The sequence below is a fragment of the Streptomyces sp. NPDC000075 genome (genome assembly GCF_040301925.1).
GTDB lineage: Bacteria > Actinomycetota > Actinomycetes > Streptomycetales > Streptomycetaceae > Streptomyces > Streptomyces polychromogenes.
Genome location: NZ_JBEPFL010000030.1, coordinates 1 through 17,988 on the forward strand (window position 1 = coordinate 1; position 17,988 = coordinate 17,988).

17 protein-coding genes and 2 pseudogenes are annotated in these 17,988 nt (G+C 72.6%); 4 read left to right on the forward strand and 15 right to left on the reverse strand.

Annotation, left to right across the window (positions count from 1 at the left end; translation table 11 throughout):
• Positions 1–358: 358 nt before the first annotated feature.
• Together ABT403_RS28745 and ABT403_RS28750 are read left to right on the forward strand one after the other, a co-directional pair.
• Positions 359–2,605 carry a serine/threonine-protein kinase gene (locus tag ABT403_RS28745; protein ID WP_344154993.1) on the forward strand — a complete coding sequence of 749 codons (2,247 nt, stop codon included), beginning with the start codon at positions 359–361 and terminating at the stop codon, positions 2,603–2,605.
• 43 nt (positions 2,606–2,648) lie between these two features.
• Positions 2,649–3,023: a hypothetical protein gene (locus ABT403_RS28750; protein WP_344154996.1), complete on the forward strand. Its 375-nt coding sequence runs from the start codon at positions 2,649–2,651 to the stop codon at positions 3,021–3,023.
• Positions 3,024–3,258: 235 nt separating this feature from the next.
• On the opposite strand, the gene ABT403_RS28755 is transcribed toward ABT403_RS28750, so the two are convergent.
• From ABT403_RS28755 to ABT403_RS28765, 3 genes are all read right to left on the reverse strand, one after another.
• On the reverse strand, positions 3,259–4,077 hold the full coding sequence (locus tag ABT403_RS28755) for an IclR family transcriptional regulator (RefSeq protein ID WP_344154999.1): 819 nt from the start codon (positions 4,075–4,077) through the stop codon (positions 3,259–3,261).
• A gap of 545 nt (positions 4,078–4,622) precedes the next feature.
• On the reverse strand, positions 4,623–4,838 hold the full coding sequence (locus ABT403_RS28760; RefSeq protein ID WP_344155002.1) for a cupredoxin domain-containing protein: 216 nt from the start codon (positions 4,836–4,838) through the stop codon (positions 4,623–4,625).
• A gap of 103 nt (positions 4,839–4,941) precedes the next feature.
• Positions 4,942–5,325, reverse strand: a complete 384-nt coding sequence (locus ABT403_RS28765; protein ID WP_344155005.1) for a ribosomal protein L7/L12 — start codon at positions 5,323–5,325, stop codon at positions 4,942–4,944.
• 96 nt (positions 5,326–5,421) lie between these two features.
• On the opposite strand from ABT403_RS28765, the gene ABT403_RS28770 reads away from it, so the two are divergent.
• The gene (locus ABT403_RS28770) at positions 5,422–6,129 is read left to right on the forward strand and encodes a hypothetical protein (protein WP_344155009.1); all 708 of its coding nucleotides are present in this window, start codon (positions 5,422–5,424) and stop codon (positions 6,127–6,129) included.
• A 41-nt stretch (positions 6,130–6,170) separates the two neighbouring features.
• On the opposite strand, the gene ABT403_RS28775 is transcribed toward ABT403_RS28770, so the two are convergent.
• From ABT403_RS28775 to ABT403_RS28790, 4 genes and pseudogenes are all read right to left on the reverse strand, one after another.
• Complete coding sequence (locus ABT403_RS28775) at positions 6,171–7,097, reverse strand: Imm49 family immunity protein (protein WP_344155012.1); 927 nt, start codon at positions 7,095–7,097, stop codon at positions 6,171–6,173.
• 257 nt (positions 7,098–7,354) lie between these two features.
• Positions 7,355–7,933, reverse strand: coding sequence for a hypothetical protein (locus ABT403_RS28780; RefSeq protein ID WP_344155015.1), 579 nt, complete (start codon positions 7,931–7,933; stop codon positions 7,355–7,357).
• On the reverse strand, positions 7,839–8,348 hold the full coding sequence (locus ABT403_RS28785; RefSeq protein ID WP_344155018.1) for a MerR family transcriptional regulator: 510 nt from the start codon (positions 8,346–8,348) through the stop codon (positions 7,839–7,841). Before ABT403_RS28785 ends, ABT403_RS28780 begins: the two co-directional genes overlap by 95 nt.
• Positions 8,349–8,403: 55 nt before the next feature.
• A pseudogene (locus ABT403_RS28790) lies at positions 8,404–8,735 on the reverse strand (DUF4383 domain-containing protein); the annotation flags it as partial.
• 260 nt (positions 8,736–8,995) lie between these two features.
• Between ABT403_RS28790 and ABT403_RS28795 the strand changes: the two are divergent.
• Positions 8,996–9,145, forward strand: a pseudogene (locus ABT403_RS28795) (transporter substrate-binding domain-containing protein); the annotation flags it as partial.
• Between the two features lie 626 nt (positions 9,146–9,771).
• Here the strand turns inward: ABT403_RS28795 and ABT403_RS28800 are convergent.
• From ABT403_RS28800 to ABT403_RS28835, 8 genes are all read right to left on the reverse strand, one after another.
• Positions 9,772–9,954: an MbtH family protein gene (locus ABT403_RS28800; protein WP_344155021.1), complete on the reverse strand. Its 183-nt coding sequence runs from the start codon at positions 9,952–9,954 to the stop codon at positions 9,772–9,774.
• A 54-nt stretch (positions 9,955–10,008) separates the two neighbouring features.
• On the reverse strand, positions 10,009–10,827 hold the full coding sequence (locus ABT403_RS28805) for an ABC transporter permease (protein ID WP_344155024.1): 819 nt from the start codon (positions 10,825–10,827) through the stop codon (positions 10,009–10,011).
• A 29-nt stretch (positions 10,828–10,856) separates the two neighbouring features.
• Positions 10,857–11,768 (reverse strand): ABC transporter ATP-binding protein, encoded by a 912-nt coding sequence (locus ABT403_RS28810; protein WP_344155027.1) that lies wholly within the window; start codon positions 11,766–11,768, stop codon positions 10,857–10,859.
• A complete protein-coding gene (locus ABT403_RS28815) occupies positions 11,765–12,016 on the reverse strand; it encodes a phosphopantetheine-binding protein (RefSeq protein ID WP_344155030.1) in 252 nt (83 codons plus the stop codon). Before ABT403_RS28815 ends, ABT403_RS28810 begins: the two co-directional genes overlap by 4 nt.
• 80 nt (positions 12,017–12,096) lie before the next feature.
• Positions 12,097–12,564, reverse strand: coding sequence for a GNAT family N-acetyltransferase (locus ABT403_RS28820; protein ID WP_344155033.1), 468 nt, complete (start codon positions 12,562–12,564; stop codon positions 12,097–12,099).
• Between the two features lie 76 nt (positions 12,565–12,640).
• Positions 12,641–15,076 carry a M20/M25/M40 family metallo-hydrolase gene (locus tag ABT403_RS28825; protein WP_344155036.1) on the reverse strand — a complete coding sequence of 812 codons (2,436 nt, stop codon included), beginning with the start codon at positions 15,074–15,076 and terminating at the stop codon, positions 12,641–12,643.
• On the reverse strand, positions 15,073–16,671 hold the full coding sequence (locus tag ABT403_RS28830; RefSeq protein ID WP_344155039.1) for an amino acid adenylation domain-containing protein: 1,599 nt from the start codon (positions 16,669–16,671) through the stop codon (positions 15,073–15,075). The genes ABT403_RS28825 and ABT403_RS28830 overlap by 4 nt, the downstream gene beginning before the upstream one ends.
• 148 nt (positions 16,672–16,819) lie before the next feature.
• Positions 16,820–17,620, reverse strand: a complete 801-nt coding sequence (locus ABT403_RS28835; protein WP_344155042.1) for a thioesterase II family protein — start codon at positions 17,618–17,620, stop codon at positions 16,820–16,822.
• Positions 17,621–17,988 lie beyond the last annotated feature (368 nt).

Here is a 17,988-nt window from a genome sequence, read left to right on the forward strand (position 1 = left end):
CTGCTCTTGGTCCTGCGTGGTTTTCCGGGCGGGGGGGGGGGGGGCGCGCCCCCCCCCGCCCGCCCGCGCGAGCCGGGTGTGCGTCGACTACCTGGGGATCGTCACGCCGAGGATGCTAGGCGCGATGGGTGACGGGTTGCTGTCTCCGACGAGCAGGGCCAGGCCAGGAGGACATTGATCGCTTCGTTGCGCAGGACCCGCGCCATCAACGGCGGCCGAACGCGGCCGACCCGCAGCGGCGTCCACGCGTTCGGCCTTGCCCTGCGATGGACATCGACGGAAGATTCTTCAGCCGCCCGGTGCTGCGTCTGGGTGGGCTCTGCGGTCAGGGGTGGGCCGCGATGACGTGGGGGGCGTTGTGGAGGCAGGGACGCGTCTTGCCGACCGGTACGAGCTGGTCGAGTGTCTCGGGCAGGGCGGCATGGGCCAGGTCTGGCAGGCCTTCGACGAGCAGCTCAAACGCGCGGTCGCCGTGAAGATCCTGCTGGCTGGTCGCGAGGACGAAAAAGCGGTGAGCCGCTTCCGCAGAGAGGCGACGATCGGCGCCCGGCTGCACCATCCCGGGATCACGGTCGTGCACGACGTCGGGCATGACGCGGGACAGCTGTTCATCGTGATGGAACTCCTCAACGGCCGTGACCTGGCCTCCCTACTCTCCGAATCACCGCACGGGTTACCCATCGCGGACGCTCTCAGCCTGGCGATCCAGATCATCGACGCTCTCGCCGCGGCCCACGACCAGGGCATCGTCCACCGCGACCTCAAACCGGCGAACGTCTTCCTCCACCAGGGACGGGTGAAGATCTGCGACTTCGGAATCGCCCGCGCCATCGACTCCACCGCCGGCCTCACCTCAAAGAACCTGCTCCTTGGCACACCCCCGTACATGGCACCCGAACAATGGCGCGGCGAGACCGTCGACACGCGCTGCGACCTGTACGCCTACGGATGCCTGCTGTACGCCATGCTCACTGGGACCACGCCCTTCACCGGCAACCTCCAAGCCCTGATGCACCAGCACTCACACAAGGCACCGGCCCCGTCGCGGACGCACCGTCCTGAGATCCCGCAAGCGCTCGACTCACTCGTCCTGGCACTCCTTGAAAAGGCTGTAGAGGACCGGCCCGCAGACGCCCACACAGTGCACAGAGCGCTGGCGGCTATTACTCACGTCACCGAGCCCGACACCGCTCCCCAGGTGCCGCAGTCCGGCGGGGCCACGTTCGTAGACGACCTCATCCAACAGGCAGTGGCAGCCGCCGAAAGCGATGTCGTCAGAGCGCGAGACCTGTGTGCCGCCATTGTCGAAGTCGCCACACGCTCCCTAGGACCTGATCACCAAAGCACCCTCAGGGCCCGCCACTATCACGCCGTGTGGGTCGGTACAGCCGGCGCCCCGGCTCGGGCACGCGACTTATACGAAGCCCTCATCCCGGACGTGACCCGCGTCCTCGGTGCCGACCACTTCGACACCCTCACCTTCCGTCACCACCACCCCTGGTGGGTCGGTGAAGCTGGCGACCCGGCTCGCGCACGCGACCTATACGAAGCCCTCATCCCGGACCTCATCCGCGTCCTCGGGCCCGACCACCCCGACACCCTCGCAGCTTGTTGCGAACACGCCCGGTGGGTCGGTGAAGGCGGCGACGCGGCTCGCGCACGCGACCTGTACGAAGCCCTCATCCCGAACCTCACCCGCGTCCTCGGACCCGACCACCTAGACGCCCTCACCACCCGCCGCCAACACGCCAGGCGGGTTGGTGAAGCCGGCAACCCGGCTCGCGCACGCGACCTATACGAAGCCCTCATCCGGAACCTCACCCGCGTCCTCGGACCCGACCACCCCGACACCCTCAGAGCCGGCAGCAGCCACGCTGAGTGGGTCGGCAAAGCCGGCAACCCCACAGCCGCACGCGACCTGGGCGCAGTCCTCATCCGGGACCTCACCCGCGTCCTCGGACCCGAGCATCTAGACACCCTCACTGCCCGTCGCCGCCACGCCTGGTGGGTCGGCAAGGCCGGCAACCCGGCCTGGTGGGTCGGCGAAGGCGGCGACCCGGCCTGGTTGGTCGGCGAAGCCAGCGCCGCGGCAACCGCACGCGACCTTCACGTAACCCTCATCCGGGACCTCACCCGCATCCTCGGAACCAACCACCCTGACACCCTCACTGCCCGCAGCAACCACGCCTGGTGGGTCGGCGAAGCCGGCAACCCCGAAACCGCACGCGACCTTCACGCAGTCCTCATGCCGCACCTCATTCGCGTCCTCGGACCCGACCACACCGTGACCCTCACAGCGCGCAGCAGCCGTGCCTGGTGGGTCGGAGTAGCCGGCAATCCCGCAGCCGCGCGCGACCTGGACAGACGCCTCGTCTCGGACCTCACCCGCCTCCTCGGACCCGTACACCCCGACACCCTCACAGCCCGCAACCGTCACGCCTGGTGGGTCGGTGAAGCCGGCAATCCCGCAGCCGCGCGCGACCTCTACGCAGCTCTTGTCTCCGACTCCAGCCGAATCCTGGGAGCAAAGCACACCGACACGATCGACTTCCGGCACAACCAGGCCTACTGGACGCGGGAAGCAGCTCAAGGGTGGGAAACGTAGGCTGGCGTCGGGCGTCACCCCACGCTGAAGGGGGAGGCGCGCTTTGGTGGTGATTCCGGCCGCCGCACGGATTACAGGGTGCGGCTTCCCGTGTGTCGATGCTGGCCGCACAGCGCTGGCCGCCGTGCTCGTCGTGGCGGTGGCGACGCCGGCGAGCGCGGGTCGCTGGACGTCAGCGCGCGAACCCCGCGTCGACGGCGCCACGGCGTCGTGGCGCCTCGAGTGCGATCTCGGGGACCTCAAGGTCCACGGCTGGGTCGAGGACGCCCGGGCCGATGCCAAGTGCGCCGGGGTACGTATCGACGCTGACGCAGGCGAGACCAAGGAGTTCGAAGCCTGCGGCGCTGGCACCCGCAAGTCGTTCTCAGTGACCTATGACCACATCAACAGCGCCCTGGTCGCTCTCCGACTGCGCTGACGTTGTCGTGGGTTCTCGGGGGCTCCGAGGGCTGACGCCACCGCCGTCTGCGGAAGGGACCGAGGCCAGTCTGTGTTGTCCAGACCGGCCTCCGGCTGCGGGAGCGACTTTCCTGCGACATCCTCGCCGGTATCGAAGAGCGGCTCGACGGCCCGGCAGGTGCCGAAATGGCTGGCTCGCGCGGACAGGCGGCGTTGCCCCACCCGCCTGTCCGCGCGAGTCTGCGGGCTGTCGGTTACCGGGGGATCACCACGCAGGGGATGCTCGGCGTGATGGGCGGTGGCGGGTTGCTGCCTCCGACGAGGAGGGCCAGGAGGACGGCGATCGCTTCGTTGCGCAGGACCCGGGCGGCCTGGGCGAGCTTGAGCGGGTCGGGGGTCGGAAGGGAGAGGGCCACGCATTCGGGCTCGGTGCCGGTGCGGATGGGCACGGCCGCGCACACCGTGCCCAGGGCGTACTCCTGGAGGTCGACGAGGGGCTCGCCGGGGTCGCGGGTGTCGAGTTCGGCGAAGAGTTCCTCCTGACTGGTGATGGTGTGGGGGGTGAAGGCCTCCATGCGGTGGCGGCCGAGGTGGTCGCGGAGCTCTGCGGGGTCGAGCTGGACCAGGAGGGCTTTGCCGACGGCGGAGGCGTGGGCGGCTTCCCGGAAGTCGACCCACTCGTGGACCGCGGGGGCGGTGGGGCTGTCGGCGTACTGGGTGATGGAGACCTCGCCGTCGGTGTAGGCGGCGACGTAGACCGCAGCGCCGACCTCGTCGCGCAGGAACGCGAGCGTCTCGCGCAGCAGCGCGGCCGCGGTGCGGCCGGACTCGGCGAGCTTGAGTGAGGAGCCAGCGGCGTAGATGCCGGCGGCGACCGGGGTGGCGAGCTGGGTGCGGACCAGGTTGTCGATGGCGTGGGCGAGGTGAAGTTGGGGCAGCCCGGTCTCGCGGGCGATTTGTGTCCGGGAGACGCCGCCGGTGTGGCGGTGGATGACCTCCAGGACGCGCAGGGCCCTTTGGGCGGCTTCGAGCTGGGTGTTGACGGGCTGGAGGCGCTTGGGCCGCTTGGCCATGCGTGCTCCCGGCTTCGCCTCGGCCGCCAGGCCCGCTGGGTCCAGGCGGGCGCAGCGGGCCAGAGCGGAGGCTAGGCGGCGGGTGGGCAGGTAGACGTCGCCCAGGTCCTCGTCTTCCTCGAAGGTGGTGGTCTCCAGCGCGGTCCGGATGGATCGGGGCCGGGAGCTGGCGCAGGTCTGGTGGGGTGTGGGGGGTCGCGGTGATCTCGGTGGTGGAGATGGGCGGGGACGTCCAGATGATCGATGCCTGGAAGGTGTCTTCGACGGTGTCGACCGCGGGCAGCGGGAGGACGTCCTCGCTCTGGTCGGGAGTGGGGGGGTTGGTTGTGCCAGTGGCGGGCCATGGAGATCTCGGCGCGGGACAGGTGCAGCAGGTAGAGGGTGCGGGCGGCGGTCTCCGATCCCGCGCCGGCCGCGTACTGGAACCAGAACTGCGCCGCGTCTCCCCGGCCGAAGAGGTGGAGCAGGCTGGCGAAAAGGAGGGCGGAGGGCTGGCTGTAGGGCCATTGAGGCTCACAGGTACCGGGATGACAGGAATCCCGCGGCTACCGGAATGCCGGCATGGAGATCTCAACAATCTTGTTCGCCGGAAGGGGGAAAACGGTGCCCCTCGGAAGCAGCTCGCTGGCCTTGTGGGCGCCGCTCGGGCTGGGGCTGAAGGTGCCGCCTGTGACGCCGTCCGCGTTGGCCGGGACCGCAGCCAAGGCCATGGCACCGAGGACGAGTGCCGAAAGTGCAGGAGAAGTGAGCAGGGTGCGCATGTTCGTCATACCTTGATCAACGATTGCAACCGCAGGTGGACACCTGAACCACGTTCCGCCAGCGCACTGGGCACCTCAGCACACACCGGACCAACTGAAACGCCTAGAGCGTGTCTCTCAGGTCTGGCTGTGAGCCCGTCAGCAGTGGCCTTACCGAGTCCGTTGCCGGCGGGCAGCTCGCTCGACAGGTCTCGGGAGGCCATGGCCCACTGCACGGGGCGGGGTCAAGCGGGCCAGCTGCTCGCGTGATGGTGCGGTCGCACCAGTCGCAAAGCACTGTCACATGGGCACCTGCGGCCTCAAGGACACCGGCCGCGTCCTCGGCGGCTTCGAGCCAGTCGGGTTCTGTGACCGCTACGGGCGCACGGTCCAGCAGGAGCTTGCTATTCCAAAGGCTGAGGCCGGTGATCGTTCGGATCGCGCGGATCGCCTCCGCCTTCTGGTCTCCTGACTCCGTGAGCAGAACTCGGAATCCTGGCTCCTCCACGCACCCTCCCCTGCGGCCTGAAGCTGTCCGGCAAGTGAACCATCCCCCGACATCGGGACTGCCGGCCAGACGCCGGCGCTACGTCTGCGGGCGCTGGTGAACCTGCCCTGGGCCGAGGTGAGCACGCTGGAGATCAACAAGTTCCGGCGTACGCGGCTGGAGCAGCTGCTTCCGCACTCCGCGGTGGCCGGCGAGGTGACGCTGCTGTCCCGCCGCCGGGGCGGCGCGCTGCCCGCCGCTCGCTGGGAGCGGTGGCCTTTCGGCAACTCGGGCCGGTCGGCCGGCTACACGTGCTCGATCGGCGGGCCCGACGGCGGCGCGGCTGTGAAGGCCTCCGTCATCCTCGCCCTGCCCACCGCGATGGAGTCCACGGTGGTCGCCTGCGCGGACGTCCTGATCGAGAGCCCGGAGGCGTGGGCAGCGGCCCTCGGCCCCGGCTGGGACACGCAGTTGGGTCTCGGCGAGGTCCAGGCAGTGTTGCTCGGGGCATGGGAGACGGCCGCCGAGCTGCTGCCTGACGTAGGGGGAGACCCGGCTGGGCTTTCGTGGGCCGCCCCACCCACCACCGAGCTGCGGATGACGTGCGAGCAGCCCGCCGGCAACGGAGTGCTGCCGGGCCTGGACACGCTCGTCGGCCTGTCGCAGCTCGGTGTCAACGACGGCGGCCAACGGTCGCGGATGGCCGTCACCATCACCGCGGGGCCCGCCATGGGCCGCTCGGAACGCCGGCGGCTGCTGCGGGAAGCGCTGGTGCACATGGCTCGCGAGTTCGGGGACGTCGACGCGGAGGTGGACCTGCTGTAGCTCCGCGGCCGGGCAACTGCCGTCCTGATCGGCGTGCCAGGTCAGGAACCGACAGGGGCGAGCGGCTTCAGGAGGGAGGTCGGGAGGTAGGCGGACCTGGTCTGCAGGTCCCAGCCATGCACCTGCACGGCGAGGGCGGCCAAGGCGATCGCGCCCAGCGGAAGCAGGGTTTCCGGCGCGGGATTCTCACCGGCGCCGGCACGGTGCTGCGCCAGTCGTTCGTCCAAGGCCCGCTCAAAGGCGCTCTGGTCGTCATCGAGCAGGACACGCAGCAGGCGCTGGTCGGGACTCACCGCGTGGGCGGCGTCGAGGGCGAGGGCGGCATCCAGTCGCTCGTCCGTCGATGGCTTGGTCAGTGTTACCTGGGGCCAGTCTCGGGGCAGGTGGCCGCGGGCCGGAGCCAGGTAGGCGCACAGGGCGTCCATGTGTGCGAGGTCGTCCGGTTCGGAGACGGAGTCCCGGCCGGCGTGGGGGAGGTTGTTGCGGAGGGCGGGTGCGAAGTCGCTGCGCAGGAGGAGGCCGATCGCCCGCTCCCGGTCCTGCACCAGACCACTGGCGACGCAGATGTCGAAGGCGTCGATCCATGTCCGGGCGGTGACCGTGTCGGTAGCGTCGTGCGCCTCGTCGTAGTCCAGCTCTTCGCTGGTCAGACGCGTCCTGGTGAGGGGCAGGGGGACCTCCCAGTCGCCTGCTGGAGTGCAGCCCAGCTCCAGCACTCCCAGGCGGCACTCGGCAGCGGTGAGCAGGGCGAGGCGAGTCCGCTCGTCGTCGAGGCCGGGGGCCCGGGTGGTGCGCGCTGCGACGTGGTCGAGCAGCTCGTGGCCGAGTTCCTCGAGCATCACGCGCATCGGATAGCCGCGCTGGTAGACGTCCTCGAAACGCTCCTGGACACGGTGCGCCTTGTCGCCGAGGGCCCCGTCCAGGAGCTGCTGGTTCACGGGATGGCGTGGCGCGTGGTTGATCTCCATCCGTGCATCCTGTCAGGCGACACCGACAGCGGCGCTTCCCGCTTTCCGTCGGGCGACGCGAGCGCTGAAGGCCTCGTGGGGGTGCCGGAATCACCCCGTGGCGCTCCAGGGCTGCTCGTCGTCATGCTGCCGCTGATGACGAACGGCCGGCCGGCCGGCCGCCGGATCACGAGAGGGATACCGGAGGGCGGTCGCGGAATGTTCCGAGCCGCCCCACGCCGCTCTTCCGCTCCTGCGGCCGGCGGGAGGGCGGCGGATCACGCGTGCAGCGCGGAGATCGCGTCCAGCGCCTCCCGCAGCCCGCGAGGCCGCCTCATCCCCGCGGTCACGGACCGCGCGGACCACCCCGGGCCCGCGAGGAGGACGACGGGAACGGTCCTCGCCCCGCTGGGGCCGAACGCCGTCGACGCCACCTGCCTCGCGAGCACGCCGTCCGCCGTCCGCCGGGACTGGGACCACAGCACCGCGGCCGTCGGACCCGACCGGCCCACCGCCGCGCGCAGAGCCTCCGCAGGCACGGCGGCGCCGAACGTCCGGGTCGGCAGCCCCCGTTCGACGAGACCCGCGGCCAGTGCCTCCGGGGGAAGCGTGTGCTGCTCCCCCCGCAGACGGGCCAGCACCACAGGCGCCGCCCGGGCCGATGCCCCGGGGGCGGTGACGGCCGTCCTCCGCAGCGCGGTCGACACGTGCCACGACAGCAGGTGCTCGACCTCGACGTACCGGTCGTCCGCCGACTCCCACTTACGGCCCACCGCGCGCAGGGCCGGGACCCTGGCCTCCTCCCACGCGGTCACCAGGCCGTGGGCCTCCGCCGTCCGCCGCAGCAGCGCTTCCATGGCCGGGCCGTCGAGCCGTACGGCGGCGCGTGCCAGCCCGCGGCACTCCTGCCGCGCCTCTCCCAGCGGCTGCCCGCTCCCGGGACCGCCTTGACGCTTCCGCCCCCGGCCCGACCGGCGGGGCGACCGCTTCCGCCGGTTCGGGCGCGGAGAACCCGCCCCGGTCTTCGGCATCAGGCTGACGGCGGGCAGCCGCCGCCCGGGCGGCCTCGGCCGGAGGGATACCGGACGAGGTGAGCCGGCACATCTCTTCGAGCATCGCGATGTCACCGGGCGTCCACCGACGGTGCCTGCGGCCTTCCCGGACCGCCGGTCCGATGCCGTACCGCTGCTCCCAGGAGCGCACCGTGGTGGGAGACGCCCCCGGGCGCCTAGCCACCGCGCCCGTCGTGACACCGAGGGCCGTTCCGCTCATACGCTCCCTCCTACGATGCGGAAACGATGCGAGTGAGGCCGGCCGATGCTGCTGGTCAGGAGCGGTCGTCCCTGTGCTCCGCAAGCCGTGCGTGCGTCGTGGTCGAGCTACCGGCCCCCGGGAGGACGAGTGCCGCCTCGCGCACCACCCTCTCGGGGTGCCGGCGCTGCCAGTAGGGGTTGTCGTGGTCCAGTCCGCCGCTGACACGGCCGTACATCAGGAAGCTGAAGACGACGTTCGACAGACCGAAGTCCAAGACGTTGGCTTCATGCCCGAAATGAGGAACAGGTGGACGAACCCGCTCGCCAGGAACAGTACGCCGACGGTGATGTTGACCGTCGAGGCGAGGTTCCCGCCCACGGCGGCGGCGATGACGAGCAGCAACCCGAAGGCGAGGTCGTCGACCCCTGGCTTGCCGAGTGCGCGCCGCCGGCCGGCGAGAGGGCTCGGTTGTCCGGAGTTGTCCAGGACGACGGGCGACCGGTATCTCCCGCGCGACGGCAACCCGCTGGCCATCGGCGTCACGATCGACGCGCCCGGGCTCGGCGCCCTGAGCGAGGGCGCCTCCCGCGGCTTCGAGACCTCGATGAGCGCGTGGCTCGCCACCCGCCTCGGATTCGGGAGCCGGGGGCCCCCGGTTCGTAGCCCTCACCCCGGGCGAGCGGCTGACGGCGCTGCGGGAGGGGCGCGTGGACGTGGTCATCGCCCACGTCCAGATCACCGAGACGCGGAAGCACGAGGTTGACTTCTGGACCGCCGGACGGTCTGCACGCGCCGGGGTTCCACCAGCCAGCTGACCTTGCTCAACGAGAACGGCGCGCTGATCGAAGGGCGGGCCGGGCTCGCGGAGTGCGTCGCCTCCCTCCGCCGCCACGAGGTGGACGCGGTACACGGAGAAGCACGACGACATCGAGGTGCCGCCGGCGGTGACGGACGGACAGGACACGGGCTTCTACGCCATCGCCCTCGCCAAGGGCACGCCCGTGGAGTCGTGCAGGAGGGTGTACCGCGCCCTCCAGGAGTACGTGCGCACCCGGTGGCCGGCGGACTTCCAAGCCAACCTGGGGGACGCGGCCAAGGCGTTCCCCACGACGTGGAACGCGTTCGCCCCGGCCGTCTCCGCGCCTGCCCAGGTGCGCCCGTCGCCACCCAGGAGCGCGGACATGGCGGTGGCCCGCACCCCTTGGAAGGGGGTGCGGGCGACACAGCGGCGGCCGCGACGGCGAGGGTGCGATGCCCGGGATGGAGTGCACCCCGTCCCGGTCCGCGAGGCTGAACTCGAACACGTAGTGGCGCGTCGCGAGGAACAGGTCGTCCTCGGCGACGGCCGCGAGCCCTCGAGGAGGGTCATCACGCCGCCGAAGAGCGTCGCCGGCCGTGTCCGGCGCTCCGGGGCCCTCCGTTGTCGGCGGGGCCCGGGGGGTCAGATGGTGGTGAAGTGGGTGCGGATGTGGGTGAGGCAGGCTTCGCGGGTGGCTTCGGGGTGGACCACGCGCCAGCCTGCCGGGACCTCGATGTCGCTGGGCCACAGTGAGTGGCGGCCTTCGTCGTTGGCCAGGGCCAGGAAGCGGCCCTCGGGGTCGTCGAAGGGGTTGGTGTCGCTCATGGTGCTCGTGCTCCGGCGGGGTCGGGGGTGAGGGGGCTGTGGGGTGGCAGGTCGTCAGTCGATCAGGCGGCGGTTCATACCGCGGACGGCGAGGATCCAGGAGGCTCCGCCGAAGACCAGGAGTGCGGCGGTGTGCCCGAGGTCGGCGGCGGCGAGGGTGCCGAAGGCGGCGTGCCGGACGAGTTCGGCGCAGTGCTGGATGGGGTTGGCGAGGCTCGCCGCGGCGGCCCAGCCGGGCAGCGAGCCGAGCGGGAAGAACACCCCGGCGGCCATCACCAGCGGCGTGAGCACTCCGGAGACGACCAGCCGCAGCCAGTCCATGGCCGGTACCAGGCAGGAGACCCACATGCCGAAGGTGCCGAAGGCGAAGCCGGCCAGGAGCGCGATCAGCGGCACCAGCAGCAGCTGCGGGGTCCACGGGAGTCCGACGGCCAGGGTCACCGCCAGGGGCGCGCAGCCGTACACGGCCGACTTGGCCGCGATCCAGCTGGCCTCGGCGGTCACCAGTTCGCCCACGTCGACGGGCTGGCTCAGGATCGAGTCGTAGATCCGCTGGTAGCGGCGCCGGTTGTAGCTCTCGAACATGCCCGCGAAGGCGGAGGAGAAGAGCACCGAGGTCACGACCATGCCCGTGCCGATGAACTCCAGGTACGAGTGGCCCTCCACCTCGTCGATCAGTGCGCCGAAGCCGAGGCCGAAGCCCGCCATGTAGATGAGCGGCTCGACCAGGGAGCCGAAGGTGGTGGCCGGCCAGTAGCGGCGGAAGAGCAGCAGTTCGCGGTGCCACACCGCGCTCAGGGCGGGCAGCAGCCGGGCGGTGGCCGGCCGGCCCGGCTTCTGCGCCGACTGCTCGGGAAGGGTGGTCTGGGTCATGGCGGCGTTCTCCGTGGGATGCGCTGTGCTCACTGGAACAGCTCTCCGGTGAGGAGGACGAAGACGTCCTCCAGGGTCGTGCGGCGCAGGACGTCCGGGGTTCCCAGCAGGTCCCGGAGGTCGGCCGGCATCGTCTCGGCCCGGAGGACCGACACCGACAGGCCGGTGCGCCGGCTCGGCAGGCCGGCGCGGGCCGCGAGGGCCTCGACCTCGGCTCGCCGCGCCGCCGTGCCCTCGTACTCCGCGGCTTGTTCGCCCGCGTGTTCGCGCAGCAGCGCGGCGGGGGCGCCGCGGGTGACGACCCGGCCGGCGAAGACGACGGCCACCTCGTCCACGAGCCGTTCGGCTTCCTCGATGTAGTGGGTGGTCATCACCACCGTGGTGCCCGCGGACCGCATGTCCCCGATGACGTCCCACATCTCCTGGCGGACCTGGGGGTCGAGGCCGACGGTCGGCTCGTCGAGGAGCAGCAGGCGCGGGTCGTTGATGATGCCCCGGGCGAGCAGGAGCCGGCGGCGCATCCCGCCGGAGAGCCCCTCGGTGGTGTGGCGGGCGCGGTCGGTGAGCCGGGTCGCCGCCAGGGCGCGGTCCACGGCGGGGCCGCGGCGCTCCTTGGGGAGCTGCGCGAACCGGGCGAACACCTCGAGGTTCTGGCGTACCGTCAGCTCCTCGTCGAGGTTGTCGTGCTGCGGCACCACGCCCGTCATCGCCCGGGCCGCGCGCGACTCGGCGGGGAGCCTGCAGCCCAGTACCTCGACCTCGCCGCTGTCGGCGCGGGTCTGGCCGGTCAGCATGCGCATGGTGGTGGACTTGCCGGCGCCGTTGGGGCCCAGCAGCCCCAGGAAGGTGCCGGGCGCCACTTCCAGGTCGAGGCCGTTCACCGCGGTGATGTCGCCGTAGCGCTTGACCGCCGCGCTGATGCGCACGGCCGGGGCGTTCACGCGGCCGCCCTTGCGGACGCCTCGCGCAGCAGTTCCACGGTGCCGGCCAGGTCGTCCGCGTCGAAGAGGGCTTCCAGGCCGTCGATCGTGTCCAGCTCGAACCGGGCGGCGAACCGGGCGCTCACCCGGGCCGCGAGGATGGAGTTCCCGCCGAGGTCGAAGAAGTTGTCCTGCGGCGCCACCTCGTCGAGGCCGAGCACGGCGGCCCAGATCTCCGCCACTGCCCGGACGTCGGGGACTTCTGGCACTGTCGGGGTTCCTCTCTCCACGTCCGCTGTCCGCTCCGCGCTGTTGTCGCTGTCCGTGCTGTCCGTGCTGTGCGGCCGGTTCAACGGGCCGGGGTCCAGCGGTAGGTGGCGTCGGGCTCGTTCTCCTCGTTGCGGCTGCCGTCGTTCGTGTCGACCAGCTCGAAGCCGTGGCGGACGTAGAAGGCGATGGCGTCCTCGTTGCGCTGGAAGACGTTCAGGGAGAGGCCGTCCGGGGAGGCCTCGCGCACCTCGGCCAGCAGGCGGGTGCCGATGCCCCGGCGGCGCGCGTCGGGGAGCAGGTAGAGGTGTTCGAGCATGCCGTCCTCCAGGGCCGCGAAGCCGAGGATCGACCCGGTCCCGGAGTCGGCGGCGACCCAGACGCGGCTGTCCGGGAGCACCACGTGGGTGATCCAGGCGAGGGTGTCCTCGTCGCTGTGGATCCGCGGCAGGTACGGCATCGCCGCCGCGCGGGAGGCGAGGAACAGGCGCGTGATCTCGTCGGCGTCGGTGGGAGCGGCCGGGCGGAGCACGAAAGCGGAGTCGTCCATCGGTGCGGGTTCCTTCGGGTCGGGGGCGAGGGGTGGGGATGTGGAGTGGGGATGTGGAGGTTCGGGGGGCGGGCGGTCAGAGGGTGAGGACTCGGGTGGCCACGGCTCCGGAGGTCGTCGGCGACCACGTGAGGGTGTCCGGCAGCGGCCGGTCCAGGGAGCCAGCGGGCAGGGCGGCGCTCTGGGCCAGCAGGAGGACGCGTACGGGGCCCTTCGCGCGGACGGTCAGGGTCACTTCGACCCCGTCCCGGCCCGGGGCGTTGAGGACCAGGCCCCACTTCCAGGGGGTGCCCGTGTAGGTCCGGTTGTCCTCACCGCCGAGCCGGACGTCGCCGACGGTCGCGCTCTCGACCTCGGCGCCCGCCGTGTCCACGTACAGGCCGAGCAGGTCGGCGGGGGCGTTCTCGGCACCGAGCCGGAGCCGGACGGTACGGGTCCCCCCGTCGCCCCCGGCACTGCCCGGGTCCTCGACGCGGAGGGTGGGGGCGGCGACGGCGGCCGCCGCGGGGGCCCGGCCGGTGCGCAGTCCGCCCACCGGGTACAGGCTCGGGAAGCGGTCCTCGAGGTCCGCCGGGGTCGAGCCGGCGGCGTAGTGGTCGACCCAGGGGTCGCCGGCCGGCTGGTCGGTGACCCAGTACGCCTGCTGCCGGTCGGCGTCGAGGGCGTACATCAGGCCGACGGGGGTCGGCCGGGCCGGATCGGGGGTGTCGAGGGCGGCGCCCGCCCCGATCGTGCCGACGGCGGCCAGGACGGTGGCCAGGCCGGTCACCAGGGGCACCCGGCCGGCGAGGCGCCGGCCGCGAGTGAGCGGGACGGTGAGGAGCGGCAGGAGCAGCAGCGCCAGCGGCGCCGCGGCGGCGGCCGGTCCGACGGTGGCCAGGAGCAGCAGGGACAGGGGGACCTGGAGCAGCACCGCGGGCAGGGCGCACAGGCCCATGGCCACCGCCCTCCAGGGCGAGTGCGCGGGCCGCGTCGCGCTCAGGGCGATCCCGGCCGCCCCGGCGACGGCGGGCCAGCAGAAGAGGTAGGAGGCCCCGGGCACCAGCACGGCGGTCACCGCGGCGAGCAGGGCGCACCATGCCGTCAGGGCGGCGGCCGACTCCACCGCGGTGGCCCGTCGGCCGGACCAGGCGGCCCAGAGCCAGGCGACCGCGCCGGTGAGCAGGAGCAGACCTGCCGTGGGCAGGGCCGTGCGGTACGGGGCGCCGTAGGTGAAGTTCGCGTACTCCGGCCGTACGAGCAGGGCCAGTTGCCAGCAGGCCCAGCCGCCGGCGGCGGTGCCGGCCAGGGCGACGGGCAGGGTGGCCGCGGCCCGTGCGACGGCCCGGGTCCGCAGTCCGCCGCGCCGACGGGTCCACCACAGGGCGGCGCCGGCCGCGGCCGGGGCGAGCAGGCCGAGGGGCAGCACCGCGCCCTGGGGGTAGTGGACCAGGAGTCCGGCGATCTCGAAGTAGGTGTCCTCCCCGCCCTCGCCGAGGCCGCCGAGGTCGGCCGTCGCGAGGTGGCGGGTGGTCTCCAGGACGGTGGCGCCCATGTCCTGGAGGCTGCCGCGGTCGACGTTCGCCACGGTGTCCTGGGGGGTGTGGTAGCGGGCACTCCCGCCGACCACGGCGAAGTTGAGACCGGGGTGGCCCGCCTCCCGGAACGCGGTGAAGTCGGTCTCGTTGGGCAGCAGCCGGTAGACCTCGCGGGAGAGCGAGGTCGCGAGGGCGGGGCGGTCGGCGAGGGCCGGGACCACCGCGCCGCTGTGCGGGCCGGTCTCGAACATGACGGTCCGGCCGGACGTGCCGCGTGCGTCGAGGTTCAGGACGACGGTGCGGGCGGGGTCGGGGGCCTTCCCGTCCGCGAGGAAGGCCTTGGCGCCGAGCTGGCCCGTCTCCTCGCTGTCGGTGAACAGGAGGACGACGTCGTTGCGCTGCTGGGGTGCGGCCTTGAGGGCGCGGGCGGTCTCCAGCAGCGAGGCCACTCCGAGCCCGTTGTCGGAGGCGCCGGGTCCGCCGGGGACCGAGTCGCTGTGGGCCACCAGCAGGACGGTGCCGGTGCTGTCGCTGCCGTGGATCGTGGCGGTGATGTTGCGGACACGGCCCGCGAGGTGCGAGCTGTACGGGGTGGGGGTCGCGAAGGTCCGTTCCGTGACCACGGGGTCCAGGCCGAGTTCCGTCAGCCGGTCGACGAGGTAGCGCTGGGACGCCTCCTGGGCCGCGGAGCCCGAGGGGTGCGGCTGTGCGGCGGTCCGGGCGATGTGCTCGTGGGCCCGGGTGGCGGAGAAGGCGGTGGCCGGTGCGTCGGCGCCGGCCGGCTGCGGGGTCGCGAAGGCGGACCAGCCCGCCAGTACGGCGGCGCATGCGAGCAGCAGCGGGACGCACCACGCCCAGCGCGGTCCGCCCTCCTGCGGGACCGCCGCGTCCGGCACCGCGCCCTTCCGGGGCCGGTCCTGCCCGGACCGGTCCTCCTGCTGGAGCGCGTCGTCCTGCCCCGGCCGGTCGTCCTGCCGGGCCTGTCCTGCCGTCATCGGGAGCCGCCTTCCGCCGGGGCGGCGTCCGCCGACAGCCTCTTCCGGTCGATCTTGCCGTTCGCATTGAGGGGGAGCGCGTCCATGTGCCGCACCCGCTGGGGGACCATGTACCGCGGCAGGCGAGCACGCAGCCCGCGGGCCAGCTCCGCCGCCGGGGCGGGGGTGCCGGAGTAGAACGCCGCCAGCACGAGGTCCGCGCCCTGCGCCACGGCGACGACGGCCGCCGTTTCCACGCCGGGCAGTTCGCGCAGTGCGGCCTCGACCTCGCCGAGTTCCACCCGGTTGCCGAGGATCTTGACCTGCTCGTCGAGCCGGCCCAGGTGGAGCAGCCCGCTCCCGGTCCGGCGGACCCGGTCGCCGGTGCGGTACCAGTCCGTCGGCCGTACGGCTTCCGCGTCGCCCCCGGGCGGCAGGGCCCGGCCGTCGTCCGCCGTCCGCAGGAAGCGGCCGGCGTTGTCGGCGGGGTCGAGGTAGCCGTCGAAGCGCTGGATCCCGCGGACGCACAGTTCGCCCTCGCCGGCGGGGCGGCCGTGCTCGTCGACGACCAGGTGCTCCAGGTGGGCGTGGACGGGGCCGACGGGGACCGTGCCGTTGGCCGCCACCTCCCAGTCCGCCCGGTCGGCGGGCAGGGTGTGGACGGCGCAGGTGACGGCGAGTTCGGTCGGCCCGTACTGGTTGTGGATCGCGCTGTCGGGCGCGACCCGGCGCCAGAGTTCGCAGTGCCGTGCCGTCACCGCCTCACCGCCGAAGACGCTGTGCCGCAGTCCGGTCGCCCGGCCGAGGGGCAGCCTGCCCAGTTCCGCGGCCACCGCCACCAGCGAGGGCACCGAGTCCCAGTGGGTGATGCCGCGTTCGACGATGTGGTCGACCGGCCGGTAGAGGTCCTGGCGGCCCGGGACCACCAGGGTCGCGCCGGAGCCCCAGGCGCCGAAGAGGTCGAAGACGGACGGGTCGAAGGTCAGTCCGTACGTGTGGGACAGGCGCGAGCCGGGTCCCAGCTCGCATCGCGCGATGTGGTGTTCGAGCGCGGGGACGATGTGGCGGTGGCGCACGGGGACGCCCTTGGGGCGTCCGGTCGAGCCCGATGTGAACAGCACGTAGGCCACCGCGTCGCTGTCCGGATGACGGGCGGGCCCGCACCCCTCGGGTGTCCCCGGGCCGTCCGCCGCGGCATGCCGGGCCACGGAGAGGTCCACGGTCACCGGCCCGGCCCCGTCCCGCGCGGTTGCGGCTGCGAAGGCCACTGCGACGGTGCTGCCGGGGTCGTCCACGAGCACGGCGTCCGCTCCGGCCAGCGCACGGATCCGTGCGTTGCGCTCGGCCGGGACCGCCGGGTTGAGCGGGACCACGGCGGCGCCGAGGCTCAGTACGGCCAGGTATCCGGCGTACGCGCCCAGGCTGCGCTCGGCGAGCAGGGCCACGCGGGCCGGCGGTCCGCCCCGGGCGCGCAGCAGTGCGGCGGCGGTCCGCTCCGCCGCGCCGCGCAGTTCCCGGTAGGAGACGGGACCCTCGCCAGGCAGGTCGAGGGCCGGCCGGTCCGGGTACGAGGAGGCGGTCTGCTCGAACCATTCGTAGAGCGTGCGGTGGGGCAACTGCTTCTCCGGATGCGGATACGGGTGCGTGTGCGGGGCGGCGGTCGGCGGCCCCGTGCCGGGGAGCCGTTGCCCGGCGCGGGCCGGTCGGCCGAGCCGTGGGGAGGGGGGACCGGCAGCCGTGCCGTGCCGGGCTTGAGGGCCGGGGTCAGCCGACGACGAGGGAACGCGTGAACGCGGCGATCTCCTCGGCGACCTCGGCGCGCCGCTCGTGCAGGAAGAAGTGGTCGCCCTCGAAGATCCGGCTGCGGAACCCTCCGGTGGTCGTCGCCCGCCAGCCGTCGATCCACTGCGGTGCGGCGAGCCGGTCCTCGGTGCCGCCGAGTGCCAGCACCGGGCAGGACAGCGGGCCCGACGGGGAGGCGGCCGCGTCCTCGTGGTGGCGGGCGAGCAGCGTGAGGTCGGCGCGGATGACGGGAATCATGAGGTTCATGAGTTCCTCGTGCCGCAGGATCTCCTCCGACGTCCCGCCGAGTTCGACGAGGGCCTCGATCAGTTCGGTGTCCGGCAGTGCGTGCAGTGGACGGCCGGTGGGCGAGCCCGGCGCACGGGCGCCGGAGACGACGAGGCAGAGCGGTCCCGCCGCGCCCACCGCCTCCAGGCGGCGGACGACCTCGGCGGCGACGTAGGCGCCCATGCTGTGGCCGAACAGGACGAAGGGGTCGGACTGCGGCACCCGGAACAGCGCCTCCACGATCCGGTCCGCCAACTCGTCCATGCGTGCGAGGGGTTCCTCCCGCAGGCGGCTGCCCCGGCCCGGGAGCTCCACCGGGATCCAGTCGAGGTCGGGCTGGTCGGCCGAGCGGGCCCAGGGCAGGTAGACGCTGGCCGCTCCGCCGGCATGCGGCAGGCAGTGGACGCGGATCCGTCCCGTCGCCGCGCCCGTCGGCGGGTTCCAGGGAACCCAGCGGGAGGCGTCCTGCCCGACGTCAGCGAGGTTACCGATCATGACTGCTCCTACCGCCCTGCCCGGGCGCCCCGGGCCGGGGGGACGGCGGTGACGGCCTTGCGGCCCGCCCCCGCGGAAGTCCGTGCCCCGGCACAGGCGCCTGAATGCCCTCGAAGTACTGCAGCGAATCGAAGCGCTGCCGATGGTCGCCATGTCTGTTCAGTCATGGATGTACGCATTGTGGTTCGTCGTGAGTGCACGCACCCCGGCAGCGCCGTGGCCCATTGACCCCCACCCCTCACCCCCAGTGACCGCACGTCACACTGCAGAAATACGCGCAGTTGACGGTCGATTACGGATTCGATCTTCTCCGTGCCCCCGGTGGTCAGCCGTCGGCGGGAAATCTGGGCGAGCCCCCGTGGTCACCC

Excerpts from the sequence above, each read along its gene's own strand:
- ABT403_RS28755 (WP_344154999.1), bottom strand. The coding sequence starts at position 4,077 with ATGGCCAAGCGGCCCAAGCGCCTCCAGCCCGTCAACACCCAGCTCGAA.
- ABT403_RS28760 (WP_344155002.1), bottom strand. The coding sequence starts at position 4,838 with ATGCGCACCCTGCTCACTTCTCCTGCACTTTCGGCACTCGTCCTCGGT.
- ABT403_RS28775 (WP_344155012.1), bottom strand. The coding sequence starts at position 7,097 with ATGGAGATCAACCACGCGCCACGCCATCCCGTGAACCAGCAGCTCCTG.
- ABT403_RS28780 (WP_344155015.1), bottom strand. The coding sequence starts at position 7,933 with ATGGAAGCGCTGCTGCGGCGGACGGCGGAGGCCCACGGCCTGGTGACC.
- ABT403_RS28785 (WP_344155018.1), bottom strand. The coding sequence starts at position 8,348 with ATGAGCGGAACGGCCCTCGGTGTCACGACGGGCGCGGTGGCTAGGCGC.
- ABT403_RS28800 (WP_344155021.1), bottom strand. The coding sequence starts at position 9,954 with ATGAGCGACACCAACCCCTTCGACGACCCCGAGGGCCGCTTCCTGGCC.
- ABT403_RS28805 (WP_344155024.1), bottom strand. The coding sequence starts at position 10,827 with ATGACCCAGACCACCCTTCCCGAGCAGTCGGCGCAGAAGCCGGGCCGG.
- ABT403_RS28820 (WP_344155033.1), bottom strand. The coding sequence starts at position 12,564 with ATGGACGACTCCGCTTTCGTGCTCCGCCCGGCCGCTCCCACCGACGCC.
- ABT403_RS28825 (WP_344155036.1), bottom strand. The coding sequence starts at position 15,076 with ATGACGGCAGGACAGGCCCGGCAGGACGACCGGCCGGGGCAGGACGAC.
- ABT403_RS28835 (WP_344155042.1), bottom strand. The coding sequence starts at position 17,620 with ATGATCGGTAACCTCGCTGACGTCGGGCAGGACGCCTCCCGCTGGGTT.